This window comes from Shewanella amazonensis SB2B, from assembly GCF_000015245.1.
In the GTDB taxonomy this organism is placed as follows: Bacteria; Pseudomonadota; Gammaproteobacteria; order Enterobacterales; family Shewanellaceae; genus Shewanella; species Shewanella amazonensis.
Map to the genome: position 1 here is coordinate 1,267,136 of NC_008700.1, position 20,904 is coordinate 1,288,039.

The window sequence follows — 20,904 nt, forward strand, 5'->3', positions numbered from 1 at the left end:
AAAGTCTTGAGGTTATAATGAGCCCCAAATTTTTGTCGGCAGCCCGTGGACGTGGCTGCGGCTTGTCGTATCAGGCTTATCCAACTCAGGACGTTTTCATGTATCAAACCACAGCCGCGCTTCGCAGTGCTTTTCTCGAGTATTTCAGGCAGCAGGGTCACCAGGTAGTAGACAGCAGCTCTCTGGTTCCCGGTAATGATCCAACACTGCTGTTCACCAACGCCGGTATGAACCAGTTCAAAGACTGTTTCCTCGGTATGGAGAAGCGCAGCTACGTACGCGCCGCGACCGCGCAGCGATGCGTACGTGCCGGTGGCAAGCACAACGACCTGGACAACGTGGGTTACACCGCCCGTCACCACACCTTCTTCGAAATGTTGGGTAACTTCAGCTTTGGTGATTACTTCAAAGAAGACGCCATTCGTTTTGCCTGGGAATTCCTCACCGGCACCCTGAAACTGCCGAAAGAGAAGCTGTGCGTTACCGTGTACCACACTGATGACGAAGCATTCGATATTTGGAACAAGCAAATCGGTGTTCCTGCTGAAAACATTATCCGCATCGGAGATAACAAGGGTGCACCATTCGCATCGGACAACTTCTGGCAGATGGGCGATACCGGTCCTTGCGGACCTTGTACCGAAATTTTCTACGATCACGGCGAGCACATTTGGGGTGGCCGCCCAGGCAGTCCAGAAGAAGACGGTGACCGCTTTATCGAGATCTGGAATATCGTATTTATGCAGTACAACCGTCAGTCCGATGGTACGCTGGACCCGCTGCCCAAGCCCGCGGTGGATACAGGTATGGGTATCGAGCGTATCTCTGCCATCATGCAGGGTGTTCACTCTAACTACGAAATTGATATTTTCCAGAAACTGATCGCCAAAGCTGCCGAAATCATCGGTGTGAGCGATCTGGAAAATAAATCCCTTCGCGTTATTGCCGACCACATCCGCTCCTGTGCCTTCCTGGTTGCCGATGGCGTGATGCCATCCAATGAAGGTCGCGGCTATGTGCTGCGCCGTATTATCCGCCGTGCAGTGCGCCACGGAAACAAACTGGGCGCCACCGACACCTTCTTCTACAAACTGGTGCCTACTCTGATAGAGGCTATGGGGGATGCTGCCAAGGAACTCAAGGCTACCCAGACCATAGTGGAAAAGGCGCTCAAAGCTGAAGAAGAGCAGTTCGCCCGCACTCTGGAGCGTGGGCTTGGCATGCTTGACGCTGCGCTGGCAGACCTCAAGGGTGACACTCTGGACGGTGAAACCGTCTTTAAACTTTATGATACCTACGGCTTCCCTGTGGATTTGACCGCTGACGTGTGCCGCGAGCGTAACCTCAAGGTAGACGAAGAAGGCTTTAACGCCGCCATGGCCGAGCAGCGCAGCCGCGCCCAGGCGGCTGGTCAGTTCAGTGCCGACTATAACGCTGCGTTGAAAATCGATACTGCCACCGATTTTTGTGGTTACACCGAGCTTGCAGCCGAGAGTAAGGTCGTTGCGCTTTACCGTGATGGCGAATCCGTCGATGCTGCAGAGGCGGGCGCCGTTCTGGTTGTCGTGCTGGATAACACCCCATTCTATGCCGAGTCCGGTGGTCAGGTTGGTGACAAAGGTCAGCTGCTCGCTGAAGGCGTTGAATTCAACGTTGCCGATACCCAGAAGTTCGGCCAAGGCATTGGTCACAAGGGACAACTGGCGCTTGGCAGCATCAAGGTTGGTGACAGCCTCAAAGCCATGGTGGATAAGAAGCTGCGTCATCGCACAGAGCTTAACCACTCAGTGACGCACCTGCTGCACGCAGCGCTGCGTCAGGTGCTGGGTACCCACGTGACCCAGAAAGGATCTTTGGTTGACCCTGAGCGTCTGCGTTTTGACTTCTCCCACTTCGAAGGTGTTAAGCGTGAAGAGCTCAAAGCGGTTGAAGATCTGGTTAACACCCAAATCCGTCGTAACCACGAACTGAATTTCGCCGAGATGGATATCGAAGAGGCCAAGGCAAAAGGCGCCATGGCACTCTTTGGTGAGAAGTACGATTCCAAGGTACGCGTTGTGACTATGGGCGACTTCTCTATCGAGCTGTGTGGTGGTACCCACGTTGGCCGTACCGGTGATATTGGTCTGTTTAAGATCACTTCTGAAGGCGGTATCGCGGCGGGAATTCGCCGTATCGAAGCTGTGACTGGTGCCGCTGCCATGGCTTATGTTGCCCAGCAGCAGGCCGAGCTTGAAGAAGCCGCCGCACTGCTCAAGGGCGATGTAGCCTCAGTGGTTGCCAAGCTCAAAGCCCAGCTCGACAAGGCCCGTCAGCTTGAGAAAGAGAATGCCCAGCTTAAAGACAAGCTGGCCGCCGCTGCCAGTGCCGACCTTGCCGGTGACGCCCAGGAAATCAACGGCGTTAAGGTATTGGTTAAGCGCCTTGAAGGCGTGGAAGCCGGTGCTCTGCGCGGTTTGCAGGACGAACTCAAGCAGAAGCTGAAGTCCGGGGTTGTGTTACTCGCCATTGGCAGTGGTGACAAGGTGAACCTGATTGCCGGTGTGACTCAGGATCTGACCGGCAAAGTGAAGGCCGGTGAACTGGTTGCCATGGTGGCTGCGCAGGTGGGCGGTAAGGGCGGTGGTCGCCCGGATATGGCTCAGGCTGGTGGCAGTGAACCTGCCAAGCTCGACGGTGCCCTGGCCAGTGTTGTGCCTTGGCTTAATGAGCGTCTGTAACAACGGACGGGTCTGAGTAGTAGCAGGCTGTTTGTGACAAAAATTTATGTAAAGAAGTTCGGAGGCACCTCTGTGGGTACCTTCGAACGCATTGAGGCGGTGGCAGATGCCATCGCCAAAGCGCATTTTGAAGGTGAGAGGCAGGTGTTGGTGCTCTCGGCTATGGCCGGCGAAACCAACAGGCTTTATGCCATGGCCGCCAACATAGACCCTCTGGCACCTGCCCGGGAATTGGACATGTTGGTGAGTGCAGGTGAGCAGGTCAGTATTGCCCTGATGTCTATCGCGCTGGCAAGACGGGGCGTTAATGCCAGGTCTTTGCTGGGTAGCCAGGTCAAGGTGCGCACTAACAGCCAGTTTGGCAGAGCCAGTATTGAGTCCGTTGACACAGGGTTATTGATGCAGTTGCTGGACGAAGGCGCTGTACCTGTTATCGCCGGGTTTCAAGGCGTCAACGAGCAGGGCGATGTGACAACTCTTGGGAGGGGTGGCTCAGATACCACTGCCGTTGCCATTGCCGCCGCACTTGAGGCGGCTGAGTGTCAAATCTTTACTGATGTGACCGGCGTTTTTACCACAGATCCCAATATAGATCCCGATGCCCAGAAACTCGATAGCATCAGTTTCGAAGCCATGTATGAAATGGCAAGGCAGGGCGCTAAGGTATTGCATCCCGACAGCGTTGCCTGTGCACGCCGTCATGGCGTGGTGCTTAGGGTGTTGTCGAGTTTTGAGTCCGGCAGTGGCACCCTTATCCGCTTCGATGAGCCAGAGCACTCCGGCTCGGGCATTGTGGGCATTGCCGTTACCCGTGGACAAGGCCTGGTCTCTGTTGCCGGTTTGGTGGATCAGCCGCAGGCGGAAGTAGCCCTGTTTCAGGCGCTGGCAAACGCCTCTGTGGATACTGACCTGGTGGTACAGCTGGCGGAAGAAAAGGCACTGGCATTTACCCTGGCGCAAGGTGCACTCGATAAGGTGTTGACCCTGATAGACAGGTTGGCGCTTGAGCAGCCTCTGGCGGACGTTCGCCATGAGTCGCCATTGGCCAAGGTGTCCCTCGTCAGCACCGGTAAAGCAGTCATGGCTGAAGTGGGGGCTCGTGTTACCGAGCTTTTGGAAGCACAAAACATTCGTGTTAAGTTACTTTCGACATCAGAAATCAAACTGTCGGTGGTAATCGATGAGGTGCATCTGCAGCATGCCGTCAGAAGTTTGCACAGAGCGTTTGACCTCAATAAAGTATGAATATCCAAGCGTTTTGGTATTCAATACTATAATTTGTACTAAGCTGACTTTATAATAATGTGACGTCCAGGTGTCTGTCCTGGCGTATGGAATGGGACTAAAGGAGCAAGCGAATGCTGATTTTGACACGTCGTGTTGGCGAAACACTGATGATCGGTGACGAAGTCACGGTGACAGTGCTGGGTGTAAAGGGAAATCAGGTGCGCATCGGTGTGAATGCACCTAAAGAAGTGTCTGTTCACCGCGAAGAGATTTACCAGCGTATTCAATCTGAAAAAACAGGTTCGCCCGAGGGCGGTAACTACTGAGCCTGTTTTACGGCTCCTGCGGGGGCGTCCAGGACGGACAGTAGAAGAGTCAGCCAAGGGCTGGCTTTTTTATTGCCTGTAACTTAACGAAGACAAGTTGTGACGGCGCGCAAAGGCTTATTGTGCTTGGGTTTCAAGCATGTGATTAAAAACAGGGCAATCAGATCTGCTTTGGGAAAAAGGGTTTGACTTATTTTCTTCAAACAGTAATATGTGCGCCAAGAAAAGACGGAGAGGTGGCCGAGTGGCCGAAGGCGCTCCCCTGCTAAGGGAGTATGGGCTTTATCTCCCATCGAGGGTTCGAATCCCTCCTTCTCCGCCATTTTCTTAAAGCGATAAGAGTGTGCGCATGTAGCTCAGCTGGATAGAGTACCTGGCTACGAACCAGGCGGTCGGAGGTTCGACTCCTTCCATGCGCGCCAGCTTTTATCGTTTTTAGCAGTAAAGAAAACAATTCGCGCATGTAGCTCAGCTGGATAGAGTACCTGGCTACGAACCAGGCGGTCGGAGGTTCGACTCCTTCCATGCGCGCCACTTCTTTCTTCTGTTTATCTGATAGTTTCAACGCGCATGTAGCTCAGCTGGATAGAGTACCTGGCTACGAACCAGGCGGTCGGAGGTTCGACTCCTTCCATGCGCGCCACTCTTAGATATCAGATTACTGCTGTAGACTTTTTGAAACGCGCATGTAGCTCAGCTGGATAGAGTACCTGGCTACGAACCAGGCGGTCGGAGGTTCGACTCCTTCCATGCGCGCCAAAAGTCTTTAAAGATTGACCGAATTCAATGCGCATGTAGCTCAGCTGGATAGAGTACCTGGCTACGAACCAGGCGGTCGGAGGTTCGACTCCTTCCATGCGCGCCAAATTCGCGGAGAGGTGGCCGAGTGGCCGAAGGCGCTCCCCTGCTAAGGGAGTATGGGCTTTATCTCCCATCGAGGGTTCGAATCCCTCCTTCTCCGCCATTCTTTACTATACTCTTTAAGCTTGTCCTTAAGAGTCACAAAATTTGCGCATGTAGCTCAGCTGGATAGAGTACCTGGCTACGAACCAGGCGGTCGGAGGTTCGACTCCTTCCATGCGCGCCATATTAAAAAGCCCCTGATTATTCAGGGGCTTTTTTCTTTTCCGAATCATCCCTGCGTATTTAACTGCATATACTTCCACTTAACTCTGTTGTTGCGGTCAGATTGTCTCTGCCCATGAATGCAGTGTCTGCTTTATCATCTGCCAATTTTATATCAGTGATTTATCCCACCACAGATTCTCCTTACTGCAATTTCAAGGCTATATTTTTGAGAATTATTTAAATCAGGCATACTCAATCAATAAATATTGGTAAGACCAATTTACAAGGCGTTGCCTTTGTCGTTAATAAAAGGTTATCTTTCGGGGTGCTATTTTTGCCGCCTGTTACATTTTGGCGTCGATAACGCTGAATGAAATATGTAAATGTGCGCATTTTTATGCGAGAAGAGCCAACAAACCTTTGAGGGGAAGTCATGACATCAGTTATGGATCAAATGGGCGACGCCCTGTGGATCATGGTGCTGGGCATGGTGCTGGTGTACTTGTTTCTGGGGATTTTGATCCTTGGGCTTAAGTTGATTGCCAATCGTTATGCACCCAAAGCCACGGACACAGCCAACAGGCCAGAGGCGCCCAGTATTTCATCTAAGCCCCAAGGGCTGGATCCGCGTCTGGTGGCCGCTATCACCTCTGCCGTACAACAATATCGAGCCCAGGAGGGACGTTCATGACCAAAGCCTTGGCCCTTACCGATGTGGTGCTGCGCGATGCGCACCAATCCCTGCTAGCTACCCGTTTACGTATTGAAGACATGTTGCCCATCGCTGCCAAATTGGATCAGGTGGGCTATTGGTCACTGGAGACTTGGGGCGGCGCGACTTTCGATGCCTGTATCCGCTATCTGGGGGAGGACCCCTGGGAGCGCCTGCGGCTGCTCAAGCAAGCCATGCCCAACACCCCGATGCAGATGCTGCTGCGGGGTCAGAACCTGCTGGGTTATCGCCACTATGCCGACGATTTGGTGCACAGGTTCGTAGAGCGCGCCCACGACAACGGCATGGACGTGTTTCGGGTATTCGATGCCATGAACGATGTGCGTAACCTGCAAGAGGCGGTGCGTGCCGTGAAGCAGGTGGGCGCCCATGCCCAGGGCACCATTTCCTACACCACCAGCCCGGTACATAACCTGGACACCTGGGTAGATATGGCCAAGCGCCTTGAGGATCTGGGCTGCGATTCACTCTGTATCAAAGACATGGCCGGTCTGCTGCGCCCTATGGAAGCCTTCGAGCTGGTGAGCAGGCTTAAATCGCAAACCGGGCTGATGGTGGCCATGCACAGCCATGCCACCACCGGGCTTTCTACCGCCACCTATCAAAAGGCGATTGAGGCCGGTATTGATGTGCTGGATACCGCGATTTCGTCCATGAGCCAGACCTATGGCCACAGTGCCACCGAGACCCTGGTGGCCATGGTAGAAGACACCGAGCGCTCAACCGGATTGGATATGGCGCTTTTGGAAGAGATTGCCGCCTATTTCCGTGAGGTGCGTAAAAAGTACGCCAAATTCGAAGGCGCGCTGCAGGGCATTGATTCCCGAATTCTACGCGCTCAGGTGCCAGGTGGCATGCTCACCAATATGGAGAGTCAGCTTAAAGAGCAGGGCGCCAGCGATAAACTCGATTTGGTGCTCGATGAAATCCCCCGAGTGCGCGAAGACCTGGGTTTCTTGCCTCTTGTTACTCCAACCTCACAAATCGTCGGCACCCAGGCGGTGATCAATGTGCTCACCGGTGAGCGCTACAAGTCGCTCACCAAAGAAACTGAAGGGGTACTCAAGGGCGAATATGGTGCCACCCCGGCGCCGGTAAACGCTGAGCTGCAGCAGCGGGTACTTAAGGGGGCTGAGCCTGTTACCTGTCGCCCTGCCGATCTGCTCACTCCAGAGATGGTGCGTCTTCGCGCCGAGCTGGTCCAAAAGGCCGTGGCCGAGAATATAACGCTCAGTGAAGATCTGGATGATGATGTGCTTACCTATGCGCTTTTCCCTCAGATTGGTCTGCAGTTTCTCAAAAACCGTGGCAATGCCGATGCCTTTGAGCCTGTGCCTGTGGCGGTGCTTGCCGCCTCGTCAGCGCCAGTCAGGGTTGCCTCAGGGCCAGAAACTTACACGGTGAAGGTAGATGGTCAAACCTATGTGGTAGAGGTTGCTGCGGGCGGCGAAATCAGCCAAATCCAGACTCAGGGGGTAAGTCAGTCCAGTGCCTCAGTTGCCCCAGTTGCCACAGCGGCTGCGCCTGTAAGCCACGAAATTAAACTGGAAATGAGCGCGCCCCTGTCTGGCAATATCTTCAAAATTCATGTGTCGCCCGGCGATACGGTGAAGGCGGGGGATGTGGTGATCATCCTCGAAGCCATGAAGATGGAAACCGAAATCCGTGCCCAGGCCGACGGGGTTATTGCCCGTCTATGGGTGAAAGAAGGCGACTCGGTTGCCGTTGGCGCTCAGCTGTTGTCGTTGGCCTAAGGAGGCATCATGGAAGGATTGATGGCTTTTTGGGCCGAAACGGGTATTGCCCACTTTACCCTGGGGCAGCTACTGATGATGGCGGTGGGACTGGTGCTCTTATACCTGGCCATTGCCAAGGGATTTGAGCCGCTGTTGCTGTTGCCCATAGGTTTTGGCGCAGTGCTTGCCAATATCCCCAATGCCGGATTTACCGAGGAGGGGGGCTTACTCTATTACCTCTATCACGTTGGACTCGAGACAGGCATCTTCCCGCTGCTGATTTTCCTCGGTGTAGGGGCATTAACGGACTTTGGTGCTTTGATTGCCAACCCCAAAACACTGCTTTTGGGGGCTGCGGCCCAGTTCGGTATTTTCGCCACCTTGCTCGGCGCCATTGCGCTCAATCTGGTACCCGGGTTTGAGTTTTCCATGAAGGATGCGGCGGCCATTGCGATTATTGGTGGCGCCGACGGACCCACGGCTATTTTCCTCTCTACCAAGCTGGCGCCAGAGCTTCTGGGAGCCATTGCGGTGGCCGCTTACTCCTACATGGCACTGGTACCCATTATCCAGCCGCCCATTATGCGGGCGCTCACCACCAAGGAAGAGCGCGCCATCAAGATGGAGCAGCTGCGGGAAGTGAGCAAAAAAGAAAAGGTGCTGTTTCCCTTAATGGTACTGGGACTGACCACTTTGTTTTTGCCCGCAGCGACACCGCTTGTTGGTATGTTCTGCCTTGGCAACCTGATGCGTGAGTCCGGTGTGGTGGACCGTCTCTCTAACACAGCGCAAAACGAGCTTATCAATATAGTCACCATCTTCCTGGGGTTGGCGGTGGGCTCCAAGCTCTCGGCCGAGCAATTTTTGCGGGTAGAGACTCTTGGGATTCTGGTGCTTGGCGCCGTAGCCTTCTCCATTGGCACCGCGGCTGGTGTGCTGATGGCAAAGGTGCTCTGCAAGCTCAGTGGTGGCAAGGTCAATCCGCTGATTGGTGCAGCAGGTGTGTCTGCGGTGCCTATGGCTGCAAGGGTAGCCAACAAGGTGGGACTTGAGGCGAATCCGCACAATTATCTGCTGATGCACGCCATGGGGCCCAATGTGGCCGGTGTGCTCGGCAGTGCGGTGGCTGCCGGTATCTTGCTCGCAGTATTGGGGTAGCGGTCAATGCAATAAAAAAAGCGCCTGAGGGCGCTTTTTTATTGCAGGCTATTACTGAACCCGGGTCAGCCATAGCAGGAGCGTCATCAGGACAATCAGGGTGCCGCTGATGGCGGTGATATAGATGTAACCGGTTTTGCCTTTGGCCAGTGGAATGCCGTTAAAGCGTAAAAAAATCGTCCACAACAGGCAAAGGATGATGGGAAACAAAAAGAGCTTGGTCATGGCAACGGCTTGTTATTATTGATGTCACTAGGGTCAGTGTAGGTGCTTTGCCTACCAAGGTAAACTACGGATAAGGTAAACAAAAAGGCCATTCCGTGTGGAATGGCCTTCAACGAGAGGTGGCGTCTCAGTTGGTGCACAGTGGCTCAGGCGTTGTCTGCGACGATTTTATCTTCTTCCGCCTTATAAAATCGCTCGCGGTCCAGCTCACCCTCGGAATTGCCCACCACTACGGCGGTCATCATATCGCCGGTAACGTTGGTGCAGGTCCGTATCATATCAATCACCCGGTCAATGGCCGCGATAAAGGCAATACCTTCCAGCGGTAAACCAACCACTCCCAGGGTGACGGTAAGCATCACCATGGCGCTGCCTGGTACGCCGGCGGTGCCCACTGAGGCCACGGTCGCGGTAACGGCAATCAGCATATAGTCGGTCATATCCAGCGGAATTCCGTAGATTTGCGCGATGAAAATGGCCGCAATGGCAGGATAAATACCACCACAGCCATCCATGTTCATGGTGGCGCCCATGGGCAGCACAAACGCACTGTAACGCTTGGAAACACCCATGGACTCGGCACACTTGGTGGTGACCGGCAGGGTGCCAAAGCTCGACGCCGTGCTAAAGGCAACCAGCTGCGCTGGCATTGCCTTACGGAAAAACTGCAGAGGGCTTAAGCGGGCAGCAAACTTCACCAGGCCGCCGTAGACAAACACTATGTGGATAAGCGCTGCCACGTAGATGGCGATAATAAATTTACCCAGCGGCAGCAGGGTTGAGAGGCCATATTCGCCCACCACCCAAGCCATCAGGCCAAATACACCGATTGGAGTGAGTTTCAGCACCATACGGGTCAGCTGGAACATCACCTCGGCTCCGGCATCAAATACCTTTTTCAGAGGCTCGGCTTTCTCGCCCACAGCGTTGATGGCAATACCCACCAAGGCCGCAAATACAATGATTTGCAGTACTTTGCCGTTGGTCAGCGAGGCAAAGGGGTTCACCGGGATCATATCCAGCAGCACCTGAGCAAAGCCCGGTACAACGCGTTCGCGCACTTCGGTACTGGCCAGTTGCATGCTGCCGCCCATATCGAAGCTGCTGCCGACTGCCAGACCAATCAACGAGGCAAGGGTACCGGTCAGCATGAAGAGCGCCAGTGTCTTGAAGCTCAGGCGCTTAAGGTTGGATGAGCTGCCCAGGGAGGTGATACTGACCACGATGGCGCACAGGACCAGTGGTGCAACCAGCATCTTGATAGCGGCAATAAAGAGATCGCCAAGGGGCTTGAGCACAGTGGCCGATTCGCCCAGCAGTACCCCTGTGAGTATCCCCAGGGCAAAACCAGCCAGCACTTTCTGCCAGAAGGGAATTTTATTTAATGTTTGAATTATCATGAATTTTCCGAATTTTCTAAATCAGTGGCCCACAACGAAGCTACCTTGCCCAAAAAAAGACGATGGGGCAAAACTGCGCTAGCCCGTGCACTCTGGCAGTGTGGGAAAATACAGCCGAAAACGCATTGTATAGACACATTGAGATGCAAAACAAACCGTTTTTGATATAACTTATTGTGATATCAGTATTTGTTTTTATAGCGTTAACTCTATCTATTTTTATTAACCTGGCTTTTGGGAGTCGAACGATGGAGCCTCTGTGGCTGATGTTTTCCGGCGCCTTTCTGGCGGCCACCCTGTTGCCGGGCGGTTCTGAGGTACTTTTGCTGGCGCTGGTGAACTCCAACCCCGAGCTGTGGTTTTCCCTGTTTGTGGTGGCAACCCTGGGAAATACCCTCGGGGCACTCACGAGCTTGGGACTGGGCTGCCTTGGCCGGGTCGCCTGGGAGCCCGAACAGTTGTCCCGTTCCCAGCGCCGTGCCCTGGCCTTGGTGGAGAAGTACGGGGTCTGGAGTCTGCTGTTGTCCTGGGCTCCTGTCATTGGTGACATTCTTTGTGTGCTGGCAGGTTGGCTCCGGCTGCCGCTCTTCATGTCTATTATTCTGATTTTAATTGGAAAAGGTGCCCGCTATGGTCTGCTTCTATTGATGATGCAGGCCTTTTGACATTTTTTATTACAACACTGTTGGCAAAAGCCTGATGGGCCTTTTTATGAGTCTGATATAGTCGGGCGTTGTTATTGGTTAACTAACTACAAGTAAAACAAGGGATAGCTAATGAAAAAGTGGATTCTGGCTGCCGCCATTTCGGCAGCACTCGCGGGCTGCGCCCAGCACTCTTCTGACTCTCTGGCACTGCCGGAAGGGGTCACCCTGGTTGAGATTGTTGCCGCAGACAGTGCTGGCGTTGGTATTCCTTACAAGAAGTTCCAGTTGGCCAATGGTCTGACAGTGATACTGCACCAGGACAGCTCAGATCCTCTGGTGCACGTCGATGTGACCTATCACGTGGGCTCGGGCCGGGAGTTGCCCGGTCGCAGCGGTTTTGCTCACCTGTTTGAACATATGATGTTCCAGGGCTCAGAAAACGTCGCCGATGAGCAGCACTTTAAGGTGGTCACAGAGTCCGGCGGTACCCTGAACGGCACCACGAACACCGACCGCACCAATTATTTTGAGACAGTGCCCAGTAACCAGCTGGAAAAAATGCTGTGGCTCGAGTCTGACCGCATGGGCTTTTTCTTGCCTGCGCTTACCGAAGAAAAATTTGAGGTTCAGCGCGAAACCGTGAAAAACGAGCGTGCCCAGCGTATCGATAACCAGCCCTATGGCCGTATGTACGAGCGCTTCAGCCAGGCCATGTATCCCGCCGGTCATCCATACTCCTGGCCTGTGATTGGCTGGCCGGAGGATTTGAACCGTGCCGAGCTTGCGGATGTGAAGCAATTCTTCCAGCGCTGGTATGGTCCCAACAATGCCACCCTGACCATTGGTGGCGATTTTGACGAGCTGCAGACTCTGGCCTGGGTGAACAAGTATTTTGGTGATATTCCGCGCGGTCCGGAAGTTGAGGCACTGCCCAAAAACCAGGTAACCCTGGATAAGGACAGATACCTGTCCATGGAAGACAAGGTACACCTGCCGCTCATCCGTATGGCGCTGCCCACTGTGTATGCCAGCCATCAGGATGAAGCCGCACTGGATTTACTCGCCAACATTCTTGGCGGTGGCAAAACGTCGCTGGTGTACAAAAACCTGGTCAAGGAAGGCTATGCGGTGCAGGCCAGCGCCAGCCACCCTTGCCGCGAGCTGTCCTGTGAGATGTCGTTTTTTGCCCTGGCCAATCCCGCCAAGGGCGGCAGTCTCAAAGAGCTTGAAGGCAAAGTTCGTGCGTCCATTGCCGAGTTTGAGCGCCGTGGCGTAACCGATGAAGATCTGGAAAAGGTGAAGGTGCAATTTGAGGCCGATACCATCTTTGGTCTGCAGAGCGTTCGCGGCAAGGTATCCGCGCTGGCCGCCAACGAGACCTTCTATGGCAACCCCAATATGATTGCCAAAGATTTGCAGCGCTATGCCAGTGTGACCAAAGCCGATGTTATTCGCGTATTCAATCAATACGTGAAAGACAAGCCCATGGTCATCATGAGCGTGGTGCCTGAAGGTGCCAAAGCTCTGGTGGCAGCGGCCGACAACTTTACTGCTCCGGCGCCGCTGTTAGCTGCCAACGCGGTTGCCGGTGAGCTGAAAGTCAGTGAGGCCAAGTCGTCCTTTGACCGCAGTGTTATGCCACAAAGTGGTAAAGCACCGGTACTTAAAGTGCCTACTCTGTGGCGCGACACCTTGGGCAATGGAATTGCCGTGCTCGGTACCCAGAGTGCCGAAACCCCCACCACGGAAATCGTAATTTACCTGGCTGGCGGCCATCGCCTGGCCGACGTCAGCAAGGCCGGTGTGGCTCAGCTCACCGCCGCTATGCTCAATGAGTCAACCAGCCAACGCTCCAGTGAGGAACTGACCCAGGCCCTCGAACTCCTGGGGGCCTCGGTGCAGTTTTCTGCCAGCGATTATCAGAGTGAAATCAAGCTGTCAGCACTGACAGAAAAGCTGGATGACACTCTCGCCGTGCTGAAAGAAAAGCTGCTGATGCCGGGCTTCAAGGCGGAAGACTTCGAGCGGGTGAAACAGCAAACCCTGCAGGGGCTTAAACATTCTCAGTCCAACCCCAACTATCTGGCAAGCACAGGTTTTGCCAAGCTGCTGTACGGCGATAACAATGCCCTGGGCGTGGATGCAACTGGTACCGTAGACACTGTTGCCGCCCTGACGCTGGACGACATCAAGGCTTTCTACCAGACACAGTACAAGGCCGGTAATGCCCAGATGGTGGCGGTATCCAGCGCGCCTAAAGCGGCACTGCTCTCTTCGCTCAAGACACTCGACAGCTGGCAAGGTGAAGCCACCGCCATGCCTGCGCTTGGACAACTGCCAGGCTTAAGCGGTGGCACCATTTATGTGCTGGACAAACCCGCCGCGGCCCAGTCGGTAATTTCCATTGGTAAGCTTGCGCTGCCTTTTGATGCCATCGGTGAGTACTTTAAAGCCGGTTTGATGAACTACCCGCTGGGCGGCGCTTTCAACAGCCGTATTAACCTGAATCTGCGTGAAGATAAGGGTTACACCTACGGCGCCCGCAGTCGTTTCAGCGGCGGCAGCGAAGTGGGTCAGTTCCTGGCGACTGCCAGTGTGCGCAGCGATGTGACGGCAGCTGCGGTATCTGAGTTCATCAAAGAAATCACCACCTATAACGCCACCGGTATCCGTGACGATGAGCTGAACTTCATGCGCAACTCCATCTCCCAGGGCCAGGCACTGGATTATGAAACCCCATACCAGAAAGCCGGCTTTATGCGGATGATCCAGCGTTATAATCTCAATGATCGCTTTACCGCCGAGCAGGATAAAATTATCGCGGGTATTCAAAAAGATGAAATCGACGCTCTTGCCAAGAAACATCTGAATATCAATGAGATGGTTATCTTTGTGGTGGGTGATAAGGCCAGCATATTGCCTGAACTCGAGGCGCTCGGGTATCCGGTGAAAGACTTGGTATTGTAATATCACAGTGCAATCCCCATATCGTTGACAAGCAAGGGTGGCGACTGAGCCACCCTTCTTATCTTTCTCCCTTGCCGCCATAGGCAAATGGCATTATTTTGGACAAAAGCCGAAAGACCCGAGGGTCGCCACAGGTCTTGCTGTGTACGGCGGCGCAGCGCGCCATAGCAACCAGAGAAGAATCAATTGACAGCATTCAATGACAGACTCGGGGCTCTCTCCGATGCAGAAGGACGCAAGGCACTTGCCGGGCTGCGACGGGGTTTGGAGCGTGAGGCTTTGCGTATCACCAGCTGTTGCCAGCTGGCCCTGGATCCCCATCCCAAAGCGCTTGGGTCGGCGCTGACCCACTCCAGGATCACCACTGATTACAGTGAGGCCTTGCTGGAGTTTATTACCCCGGTCAGTGGCAACATTGAAGACTTGCTGGAAGGCCTGACTGAAACCCACGCCTATACCCTGAAACATTTGGATGGCCAGAAGCTGTGGCCGGTGAGCATGCCCTGCTATGTTGGCGATGTGAAAGACATACCCATTGCCCAATATGGCACCTCCAATACCGGCAGGATGAAAACCCTCTATCGCAAGGGGCTGACCTACAGATACGGCGCCCTGATGCAGATTATTTCCGGGGTGCATTTTAACTTTTCGCTCTCCAGCGACTTGTGGCCAAGATTGCATGCACTCTCGGGCAGCAGCCTGTCGCTGGACGAGTTTATCTCCGAATCTTACTTTGGCCTTATCCGCAATTACCGCCGCCTGGTATGGGTATTGCCTTACCTTTTTGGCGCGTCACCGGCGATTTGTGGCTCTTTCCTCAAAGGCCAGAAAACCAGTCTCGAGTTTGAAAAAACAGCTGGCGGCACCCTGTATCTGCCGTACGCGACCTCGCTGAGAATGAGTGACCTTGGCTACACCAACAAAGAGCAGGCCAGCCTTAACATCAGCTATGACTCTCTGCATGATTATTTGCAGGGGATCCGTGAGGCGATTTGCTTGCCATCGGCCAAGTTTGCCGAAATTGGCGTGAAAGTGGATGGTGAATATCGCCAGCTCAATGCCAATGTGCTCCAGATTGAAAACGAATTTTACGCCCCCATTCGAGCCAAGCGGGTGACCCGCAAGGGTGAAAAGCCATCTGAGGCGCTGGCTCGTGCCGGGGTTGAGTACATTGAAGTGCGGGCGCTGGACGTAAATCCCTTCAGCCCGGTTGGGGTTGAAGCATCACAGCTGCGTTTCCTGGATGTCTTCCTGCTTTATTGCCTGTTGTCGGATTCGCCAAAGAGCGACGCGGTCTGTGAATCTGAAATCACGTCCAACCTCAGAGCCGTTATCCATGAAGGGCGCAAACCCGGACTGGCACTCAGTCGTCAGGGCGAGCCTGTGACACTGAAAGCCTGGCTGCTGGAACTCTTCGATGAGTTTGATAAGCTCGCCAGTCTGCTGGACATAGACGGCAGCGACTATGCCGAAGCGCTGGCGCAATGGCGCATGGCCGTTGAAGACCCCGCCCTGACGCTTTCTGGCAGGGTACATGCCGCGGTTGTGGAGCAGGGCATGAATCATGGCGATTTCGTGATGGGACTGGCGGCCAAATATCAGGATTTCTTCCTGTCGTATCCGCTGTCTCCCGGCGTGGAAGCGGGTTTCCAGGCCGAGGCGGCATCCTCCCTTGCCGCACAGGCCGAGATTGAAGCCAGTGATGAAGAAAGCTTTGATGAGTATCTCAAGGGCTACTTCAAAGGTGTGCCATGCGCGCTGTCCTGACCCTGACACTCTGCGCAGGACTGACGGCGTGCGCCAGCAGCGTTGACGACGCCAATCAGTGCGGCTGGGTCTCTGGCTATCAGGACCCGCCGGAGACAGAGCGTCTCTATCGGGCGGTTGTCACCGATGTAAACGGCACGCCTGTTATTTCCCGCCCAAACTACCAGCTCGCCCCGGGGCGATACGAGTTTTCGCTGGTGGAGCTGATTGATGCTCCGGATTTGAAGGTGTCGCCGGATGCGCATCAGAGAAAAACGCTGACCATAGAGGTCGCCCCTGGGATGCGCTATCACTTTGCCGCCCGTTATAAGGATGACAGGCGTTACTTCGGTAATAATCCCGATTTTTGGGAACCCGTTATCTGGCAAAGTGAAGCGGCCGAGTGTTCATTTGCCCCCTAGTGTTTTTATCAACCCAGAATGACTGCCGTCACCCTTAGCCTTGTACGAATTGCATCTTAATCAATGACATGGGAAACTCGACCCACTGGTTGTTGTTGGAGTTGATATGTACAAGGCCCTGACGCCACTCCTGTTGCTGGCCCTGCTTGGTGGCTGCGCCAGCGCCCCGCCCAAAGATCCCGATAATATCTGTGCCATTTTCAAGGAGCATCGCAGCTGGTATGAGGCCGCGCTCGATACCAAGGAAAAATGGGGCGTCCCTGTGCATGTGCCGCTGGCGATGATGTATCAGGAAAGTTCATTCAAGCATGACGCGGCGCCGCCCATGGAGTATTTTCTGGGCTTTATCCCCATAGGCCGTGCCAGTGATGCCTACGGCTATGCTCAGGCCAAGACCATGACCTGGGATGATTACGTCAGGGAAACCGGCAACAGTTGGTCCAGCCGCAGTGATTTTGATGATGCCATGGACTTTATGGGTTGGTTTATCACCAAAACCCACAAGATTAATGGTGTATCCAAGTGGGACGCCCGCGCTCAATATCTCAACTATCACGAAGGTTGGGGTGGATATCGTCGTGGCACCCATAAATCCAAGAAGTGGCTCATCAAGGTTGCCGCCAAGGTGGATGAACGCTCCCGTCGCTATGCCGCTCAGTACAAGGGCTGTAAGGATGAGTTGGACTCTTCCTGGCTGTACCGTCTCTTCTTTGACTGACGATTCCTCGGCGGAGAGTGGAGCAGGTCGGCGCTGACGCTGGACGTTAACCTACGTTCGACATTGGCGGATAACAATAAGGGCATTCACGTGGAATGCCCTTAGCTTTTTTGCCCTTAGCCTGCTGACTGGTATCAGTTGTGATGCTCGGTTTTAATCAGCTTGCCGAACTGATCGAAGAACTGCCAGTCTCCGGATTGTCGGTCGGCAATATAGCTGCCCTCAATACGTTTCTCGCCACCAGGCCAAAAGCTCAGCCACAGGCCTTCTTTCCTGTCTTTGATAAAGCTGCCCCGCTCTGAGAGTTTGCCATTGGGGTGGAAATAACGGGCTTCACCTTCACGGCGCCCGTTGAGCCATGACTCCTCCGCTTTGAGGGCGCCTGTTGGATAGTACTCTTTGTGGTTACCGCTTGGCTGGTCATGCTGATAATCGCCCTCGGACTTGGTCTGACCGTCGTCGTAGAAAGTCTTGCGAGGGCCGTTGAGCTTGTCATCCTCATAGGTTGCAACCCATTTGGGCAGGCCATTTTCATACCAGGATTGCCACTGCCCGGTTTTATTGCCCTTGATGAGCTTGCCACTTTGTTCCAGTTGGCCATTAGTGACGAAAAAGGTTTGATAGTCACCGGTTTTGGCGCCCATGTCGAAGGTGGTCAGGCGATAACGTACCCCACTGAAAGAGAAGAGCTCTTCTTTGCCATGGCGCTTCCCGGCATGGTATTGGGTCTTGCTGTAGACATTGCCTTCGGGGATTGGGCCAAAGGTGGGGTCTTTCTCTTCGTAGCGATACTCAATCCATTGACCTTCTTTTTGGTTGTCCCTGTACTGGCCACTGGTGCGCTGGCGGCCTTCATAATATTGGGTGTACTTACCGTTTAGCTTATCGGTTAGATATTCCTGCTCGCTGCTTATCAGTCCCTGTTGATATTGGCGCCACAGGCCGGTTTTCTTGCCCTGTTCATAGAGGCCTGTCTCGTTCAGGTCGCCATTGGCATACCAGCGGCTGTACTCGCCTTCCAGTGGGTACTGGTTGGCATTGGCTGGCTTTTTTTTGGCGAAATGTTTGAGCTCCTGAGGTGTGCCGTCCCGGTAAAAGCTTTCATAGCGGCCCACCCAGAGTCCATTGCGCATTTCGCCTCTGGCCTGGAGTTTGCCATCGTCGTAGTAGCGCTCCGATATACCCTCGAGTGTGCCATTTACATACTGATCAAATGCCTTGGGTTTGCCTGACGGATAAAAGGTGCGTACATCGCCGTGGCGAACGCCTTGTAACCAATGGCTCGATTCAACAAGGGTATCCCCCTGAAAGCGCAAAAACTCACCCTCGCGAAGGCCACGCTGGTAGCCACTGGATTGTTGCAGCTGCCCGTCACTGTTATAACTTTCCTGCTTGCCATGCAGCGGATACTGGCCATTGTCGGCGGGGCGGTCGGACGCCAGTGTCTCAAGCTCTGCCAACTGGCCGTTGGGGTGAAAGCGCTGCTGAATGCCCGCCTTGATGCCGCCCTGATACTGCAGTTTGGTCCTCAGGCTGCCTTCGTCGTCATAATACAGCTGCTCACCTTCCAGCTTGCCTTTGTAATACTGCTCTTTTACCCGGAGCAGTCCTTCACTGCTGAAGCTTTGGCATTCGCCATGGGGCTGGCCGCCGAGGAAATTGCACTGGGTTTCTGGCTGACCGTCAGGATAGAAGTGCTGCTCCAGGCCATTTTTCGTATCTTCGCTGTACTCAGTTTCCAGGCTAAGCCGCCCCTGACTGTCCCATTCCTGCCATTTGCCCGTGCGTTGCCCCTTGGTATCGTACTGGCCAAGTAGCTTGCGCTCACCGGACGCATAGTAATGGGTAAGCTCTCCCGTTGGCAGGTTGTCGGCAAACTGGGCATTCATGGCCAGTTGGCCGTTTTCATGGAATTGTTGCCACTGACCGTGACGAAAGTTTTGCCGGTAGCGCTCCACTTCAGCCACTTGTCCGGTGCTGAAAAATCGCTCGGCAAGTACCAGATCGCCAGCAGAGTAACGGCGCTGCTCCACAACTGCCCCCTTGGCGTTGAACTGCTGCCAGTTGCCTTCCGCCAGGCCCTTATCGAATTGCTGGATCTCCACCAAGGCGCCGCTGCTGCTGAATGTTTGCCACTCGCCCTGTTGCTTACCCTGTATAAAATGCCCCTTGGTCATGGGCTGGGATGGACCATAGTAAGTCTGCCAGTGGCCGTGAGGCAGGCCTGCGTCAAACCCGGCCTGGGTAAAGCTGCCATCTTCGCGGGTAAGCAAAAATTCCCCCTGCAGAGGCAGCCCATTGGTGCGTTTGAAATATTGGGAAACACCATCTCGGGTGCGAACATCCACCAATTGTTGGGCAAGCTGTTCTTCGGCGAATGTCGGGAAGATTGAAAATAGCAGGCTGCTGGCAAGCAGGCTTGCCCTGAGGATTGGATACATCTACACGTCCTTGTTGTAATTCCCGGGTAAGTCAGGTTCAGGCTGGTGCTTTACCTGCTACTTTGTGTCTGCTGCGCTTTTGCGCGTACATACGCTCATCGGCCAGTTTGAAGCTGGCGGCAAAGTCACCATTGAAAGGGGCTAGCCCGGCACTGAAGAGCACCTGCATCTCAGTGCTGGCCATGGTGCGCTTCAGCTGCGCCAATCGCTCCAGCAGTTGTTCTTCACTGCCCTGGGTGAGTATGACGAACTCATCACCGCCAAAACGGCTGATAAGGCTGTTTTGCGGCCAGATCATTTTTAAGGCATCGGCCAATTTTGCCAGCGCCTCGTCACCGGCCTGATGGCCTTGGCTGTCGTTGAGTACCTTGAGATTGTCCAAATCCAGTACCGTCAGATAACTGCCGAGACGGCTTTTGGGCCACTTGCTGACTTGTGACTCAAAATACTGCCTGTTATGGAGACCTGTGAGGATGTCGAAATTGGCCAGGCGCTGAATTTCCCGCGACTTTTGATACAAGGCGATAGCGCTCGCGGCCTCGTGGGTCAAAATTGCCACCAGATTACGATCATAATCGCTGAAAGCCGCCAGATGACTGCTGTCGAGATTCAGCATGGCGTAGAGTTTGCCGTCGATATGGATGGGGCTTGAGAGGGTAGAGCGGATAGGCTGTTTGGCGGCGGTAAGCAAAATGTGCTGCTCGGCCGGGGTCAGGGTGCTTTGGGCATTGATATGCTGCATATCATCGATGACCACCACCTTATCGCAGCGCCCCTTGGTCATTCGATATTCAAAAGACTGCTCCAGAGAGAAATCTATGGTTTTGAGCCGCGACAGATCCAGGCCTACAGCGGATTCAAACATGAGTTTATGGGTATCGGGATCGACCCGGATAATACTGCCCATCTCGGCGCCGTTGATGACCGAAACCGCCTTATTGAGCAAGGCATCCAGGAAGGCGTGTTCATTCTGGTATTGGCTGGAGAGGTGGATGAGCTCCATGCTGGCTTCGTTAATGGACACCACCTGCTCCAGGTGATCCCACAAGCGTTGCAGTCGGCCCTGATGAAGGTAATAGCTGAGGCTGTATCCCATCAGATACACCAGGCACACCAGTAATAAAATCATCCACGGCAGGGAGCCTGCGGGGGAAAACAGGTAAAAGATCCCGACGAACACTGACAGGGGCGTCAGCAATAACATCAGGTGGTAACGCAGGCCGAGGGTATCAATTCGCTTGTGTTTGAGACTGTCCCGTTGCTTCACTAAAAATATCCATATCGAATCTCTGGCCCGACCATTATACGGATGAAATCCAGCTCTTGCACTGGCTAAAAGCGCGACAGAGGCCATAAAAAAGCCCCGAATT

15 protein-coding genes and 8 tRNA genes are annotated in these 20,904 nt (G+C 54.1%); 19 read left to right on the top strand and 4 right to left on the bottom strand.

Annotation, left to right across the window (positions count from 1 at the left end; genetic code table 11):
• The first annotated feature begins 98 nt into the window (after positions 1-98).
• From alaS to SAMA_RS05525, 14 genes are all read left to right on the top strand, one after another.
• Positions 99-2,720, top strand: a complete 2,622-nt coding sequence (alaS, locus tag SAMA_RS05460) for an alanine--tRNA ligase (protein WP_041410151.1) — start codon at positions 99-101, stop codon at positions 2,718-2,720.
• A gap of 33 nt (positions 2,721-2,753) precedes the next feature.
• Positions 2,754-3,965, top strand: a complete 1,212-nt coding sequence (locus SAMA_RS05465; RefSeq protein WP_011759165.1) for an aspartate kinase — start codon at positions 2,754-2,756, stop codon at positions 3,963-3,965.
• Between the two features lie 113 nt (positions 3,966-4,078).
• Positions 4,079-4,273: a carbon storage regulator CsrA gene (gene csrA, locus SAMA_RS05470; protein ID WP_011759166.1), complete on the top strand. Its 195-nt coding sequence runs from the start codon at positions 4,079-4,081 to the stop codon at positions 4,271-4,273.
• Positions 4,274-4,503: 230 nt separating this feature from the next.
• Positions 4,504-4,595, top strand: a tRNA-Ser gene (locus SAMA_RS05475).
• Between the two features lie 23 nt (positions 4,596-4,618).
• Positions 4,619-4,695, top strand: a tRNA-Arg gene (locus tag SAMA_RS05480).
• Positions 4,696-4,730: 35 nt separating this feature from the next.
• Positions 4,731-4,807: transfer RNA gene (locus tag SAMA_RS05485), tRNA-Arg, on the top strand.
• A 32-nt stretch (positions 4,808-4,839) separates the two neighbouring features.
• Positions 4,840-4,916, top strand: a tRNA-Arg gene (locus SAMA_RS05490).
• Positions 4,917-4,955: 39 nt separating this feature from the next.
• Positions 4,956-5,032 (top strand) — tRNA-Arg (locus tag SAMA_RS05495).
• 29 nt (positions 5,033-5,061) lie between these two features.
• Positions 5,062-5,138 (top strand) — tRNA-Arg (locus tag SAMA_RS05500).
• 7 nt (positions 5,139-5,145) lie between these two features.
• Positions 5,146-5,237, top strand: a tRNA-Ser gene (locus tag SAMA_RS05505).
• A gap of 46 nt (positions 5,238-5,283) precedes the next feature.
• A tRNA-Arg gene (locus tag SAMA_RS05510) sits at positions 5,284-5,360 on the top strand.
• A 414-nt stretch (positions 5,361-5,774) separates the two neighbouring features.
• Positions 5,775-6,032 (top strand): OadG family protein, encoded by a 258-nt coding sequence (locus SAMA_RS05515; protein ID WP_011759167.1) that lies wholly within the window; start codon positions 5,775-5,777, stop codon positions 6,030-6,032.
• Positions 6,029-7,828: a sodium-extruding oxaloacetate decarboxylase subunit alpha gene (oadA, locus tag SAMA_RS05520; protein WP_011759168.1), complete on the top strand. Its 1,800-nt coding sequence runs from the start codon at positions 6,029-6,031 to the stop codon at positions 7,826-7,828. Before SAMA_RS05515 ends, oadA begins: the two co-directional genes overlap by 4 nt.
• 9 nt (positions 7,829-7,837) lie before the next feature.
• Positions 7,838-8,968, top strand: coding sequence for a sodium ion-translocating decarboxylase subunit beta (locus SAMA_RS05525; protein ID WP_011759169.1), 1,131 nt, complete (start codon positions 7,838-7,840; stop codon positions 8,966-8,968).
• Positions 8,969-9,019: 51 nt separating this feature from the next.
• Here SAMA_RS05525 and SAMA_RS19675 read toward each other — a convergent pair whose 3' ends face one another.
• Together SAMA_RS19675 and SAMA_RS05535 are read right to left on the bottom strand one after the other, a co-directional pair.
• Positions 9,020-9,193 carry a hypothetical protein gene (locus tag SAMA_RS19675; protein ID WP_011759170.1) on the bottom strand — a complete coding sequence of 58 codons (174 nt, stop codon included), beginning with the start codon at positions 9,191-9,193 and terminating at the stop codon, positions 9,020-9,022.
• 146 nt (positions 9,194-9,339) lie between these two features.
• Positions 9,340-10,593, bottom strand: coding sequence for a dicarboxylate/amino acid:cation symporter (locus SAMA_RS05535; RefSeq protein WP_011759171.1), 1,254 nt, complete (start codon positions 10,591-10,593; stop codon positions 9,340-9,342).
• 248 nt (positions 10,594-10,841) lie between these two features.
• Here SAMA_RS05535 and SAMA_RS05540 point away from each other — a divergent pair, with 248 nt between their 5' ends.
• The 5 genes from SAMA_RS05540 to SAMA_RS05560 all read left to right on the top strand — a co-directional run bounded on the left by SAMA_RS05540 (position 10,842) and on the right by SAMA_RS05560 (position 17,093).
• Positions 10,842-11,258 (top strand): YqaA family protein, encoded by a 417-nt coding sequence (locus SAMA_RS05540; protein ID WP_011759172.1) that lies wholly within the window; start codon positions 10,842-10,844, stop codon positions 11,256-11,258.
• Between the two features lie 111 nt (positions 11,259-11,369).
• Positions 11,370-14,207: a M16 family metallopeptidase gene (locus tag SAMA_RS05545; protein WP_011759173.1), complete on the top strand. Its 2,838-nt coding sequence runs from the start codon at positions 11,370-11,372 to the stop codon at positions 14,205-14,207.
• Positions 14,208-14,393: 186 nt separating this feature from the next.
• Complete coding sequence (gshA, locus tag SAMA_RS05550) at positions 14,394-15,974, top strand: glutamate--cysteine ligase (protein WP_011759174.1); 1,581 nt, start codon at positions 14,394-14,396, stop codon at positions 15,972-15,974.
• Positions 15,959-16,375, top strand: a complete 417-nt coding sequence (locus SAMA_RS05555; RefSeq protein ID WP_011759175.1) for a hypothetical protein — start codon at positions 15,959-15,961, stop codon at positions 16,373-16,375. Before gshA ends, SAMA_RS05555 begins: the two co-directional genes overlap by 16 nt.
• A gap of 106 nt (positions 16,376-16,481) precedes the next feature.
• Positions 16,482-17,093: a transglycosylase SLT domain-containing protein gene (locus SAMA_RS05560; RefSeq protein WP_011759176.1), complete on the top strand. Its 612-nt coding sequence runs from the start codon at positions 16,482-16,484 to the stop codon at positions 17,091-17,093.
• Positions 17,094-17,227: 134 nt separating this feature from the next.
• Here the strand turns inward: SAMA_RS05560 and SAMA_RS05565 are convergent, their stop codons facing one another.
• Together SAMA_RS05565 and SAMA_RS05570 are read right to left on the bottom strand one after the other, a co-directional pair.
• Entirely contained in the window at positions 17,228-19,534 is a 2,307-nt protein-coding gene (locus SAMA_RS05565) for a toxin-antitoxin system YwqK family antitoxin (protein WP_011759177.1), read from the bottom strand.
• Positions 19,535-19,571: 37 nt separating this feature from the next.
• Positions 19,572-20,801, bottom strand: coding sequence for a sensor domain-containing diguanylate cyclase (locus tag SAMA_RS05570; protein WP_041409690.1), 1,230 nt, complete (start codon positions 20,799-20,801; stop codon positions 19,572-19,574).
• Positions 20,802-20,904 lie beyond the last annotated feature (103 nt).

Bases quoted from the DNA above. Each gene is read 5' to 3' on its own strand.
- alaS (WP_041410151.1), top strand. From the start codon at position 99: ATGTATCAAACCACAGCCGCGCTTCGCAGTGCTTTTCTCGAGTATTTC.
- oadA (WP_011759168.1), top strand. From the start codon at position 6,029: ATGACCAAAGCCTTGGCCCTTACCGATGTGGTGCTGCGCGATGCGCAC.
- SAMA_RS05515 (WP_011759167.1), top strand. From the start codon at position 5,775: ATGACATCAGTTATGGATCAAATGGGCGACGCCCTGTGGATCATGGTG.
- SAMA_RS05555 (WP_011759175.1), top strand. From the start codon at position 15,959: ATGCGCGCTGTCCTGACCCTGACACTCTGCGCAGGACTGACGGCGTGC.
- SAMA_RS05545 (WP_011759173.1), top strand. From the start codon at position 11,370: ATGAAAAAGTGGATTCTGGCTGCCGCCATTTCGGCAGCACTCGCGGGC.
- SAMA_RS05535 (WP_011759171.1), bottom strand. From the start codon at position 10,593: ATGATAATTCAAACATTAAATAAAATTCCCTTCTGGCAGAAAGTGCTG.
- SAMA_RS05525 (WP_011759169.1), top strand. From the start codon at position 7,838: ATGGAAGGATTGATGGCTTTTTGGGCCGAAACGGGTATTGCCCACTTT.
- csrA (WP_011759166.1), top strand. From the start codon at position 4,079: ATGCTGATTTTGACACGTCGTGTTGGCGAAACACTGATGATCGGTGAC.
- SAMA_RS05560 (WP_011759176.1), top strand. From the start codon at position 16,482: ATGTACAAGGCCCTGACGCCACTCCTGTTGCTGGCCCTGCTTGGTGGC.
- SAMA_RS05540 (WP_011759172.1), top strand. From the start codon at position 10,842: ATGGAGCCTCTGTGGCTGATGTTTTCCGGCGCCTTTCTGGCGGCCACC.
- SAMA_RS19675 (WP_011759170.1), bottom strand. From the start codon at position 9,193: ATGACCAAGCTCTTTTTGTTTCCCATCATCCTTTGCCTGTTGTGGACG.
- SAMA_RS05565 (WP_011759177.1), bottom strand. From the start codon at position 19,534: ATGTATCCAATCCTCAGGGCAAGCCTGCTTGCCAGCAGCCTGCTATTT.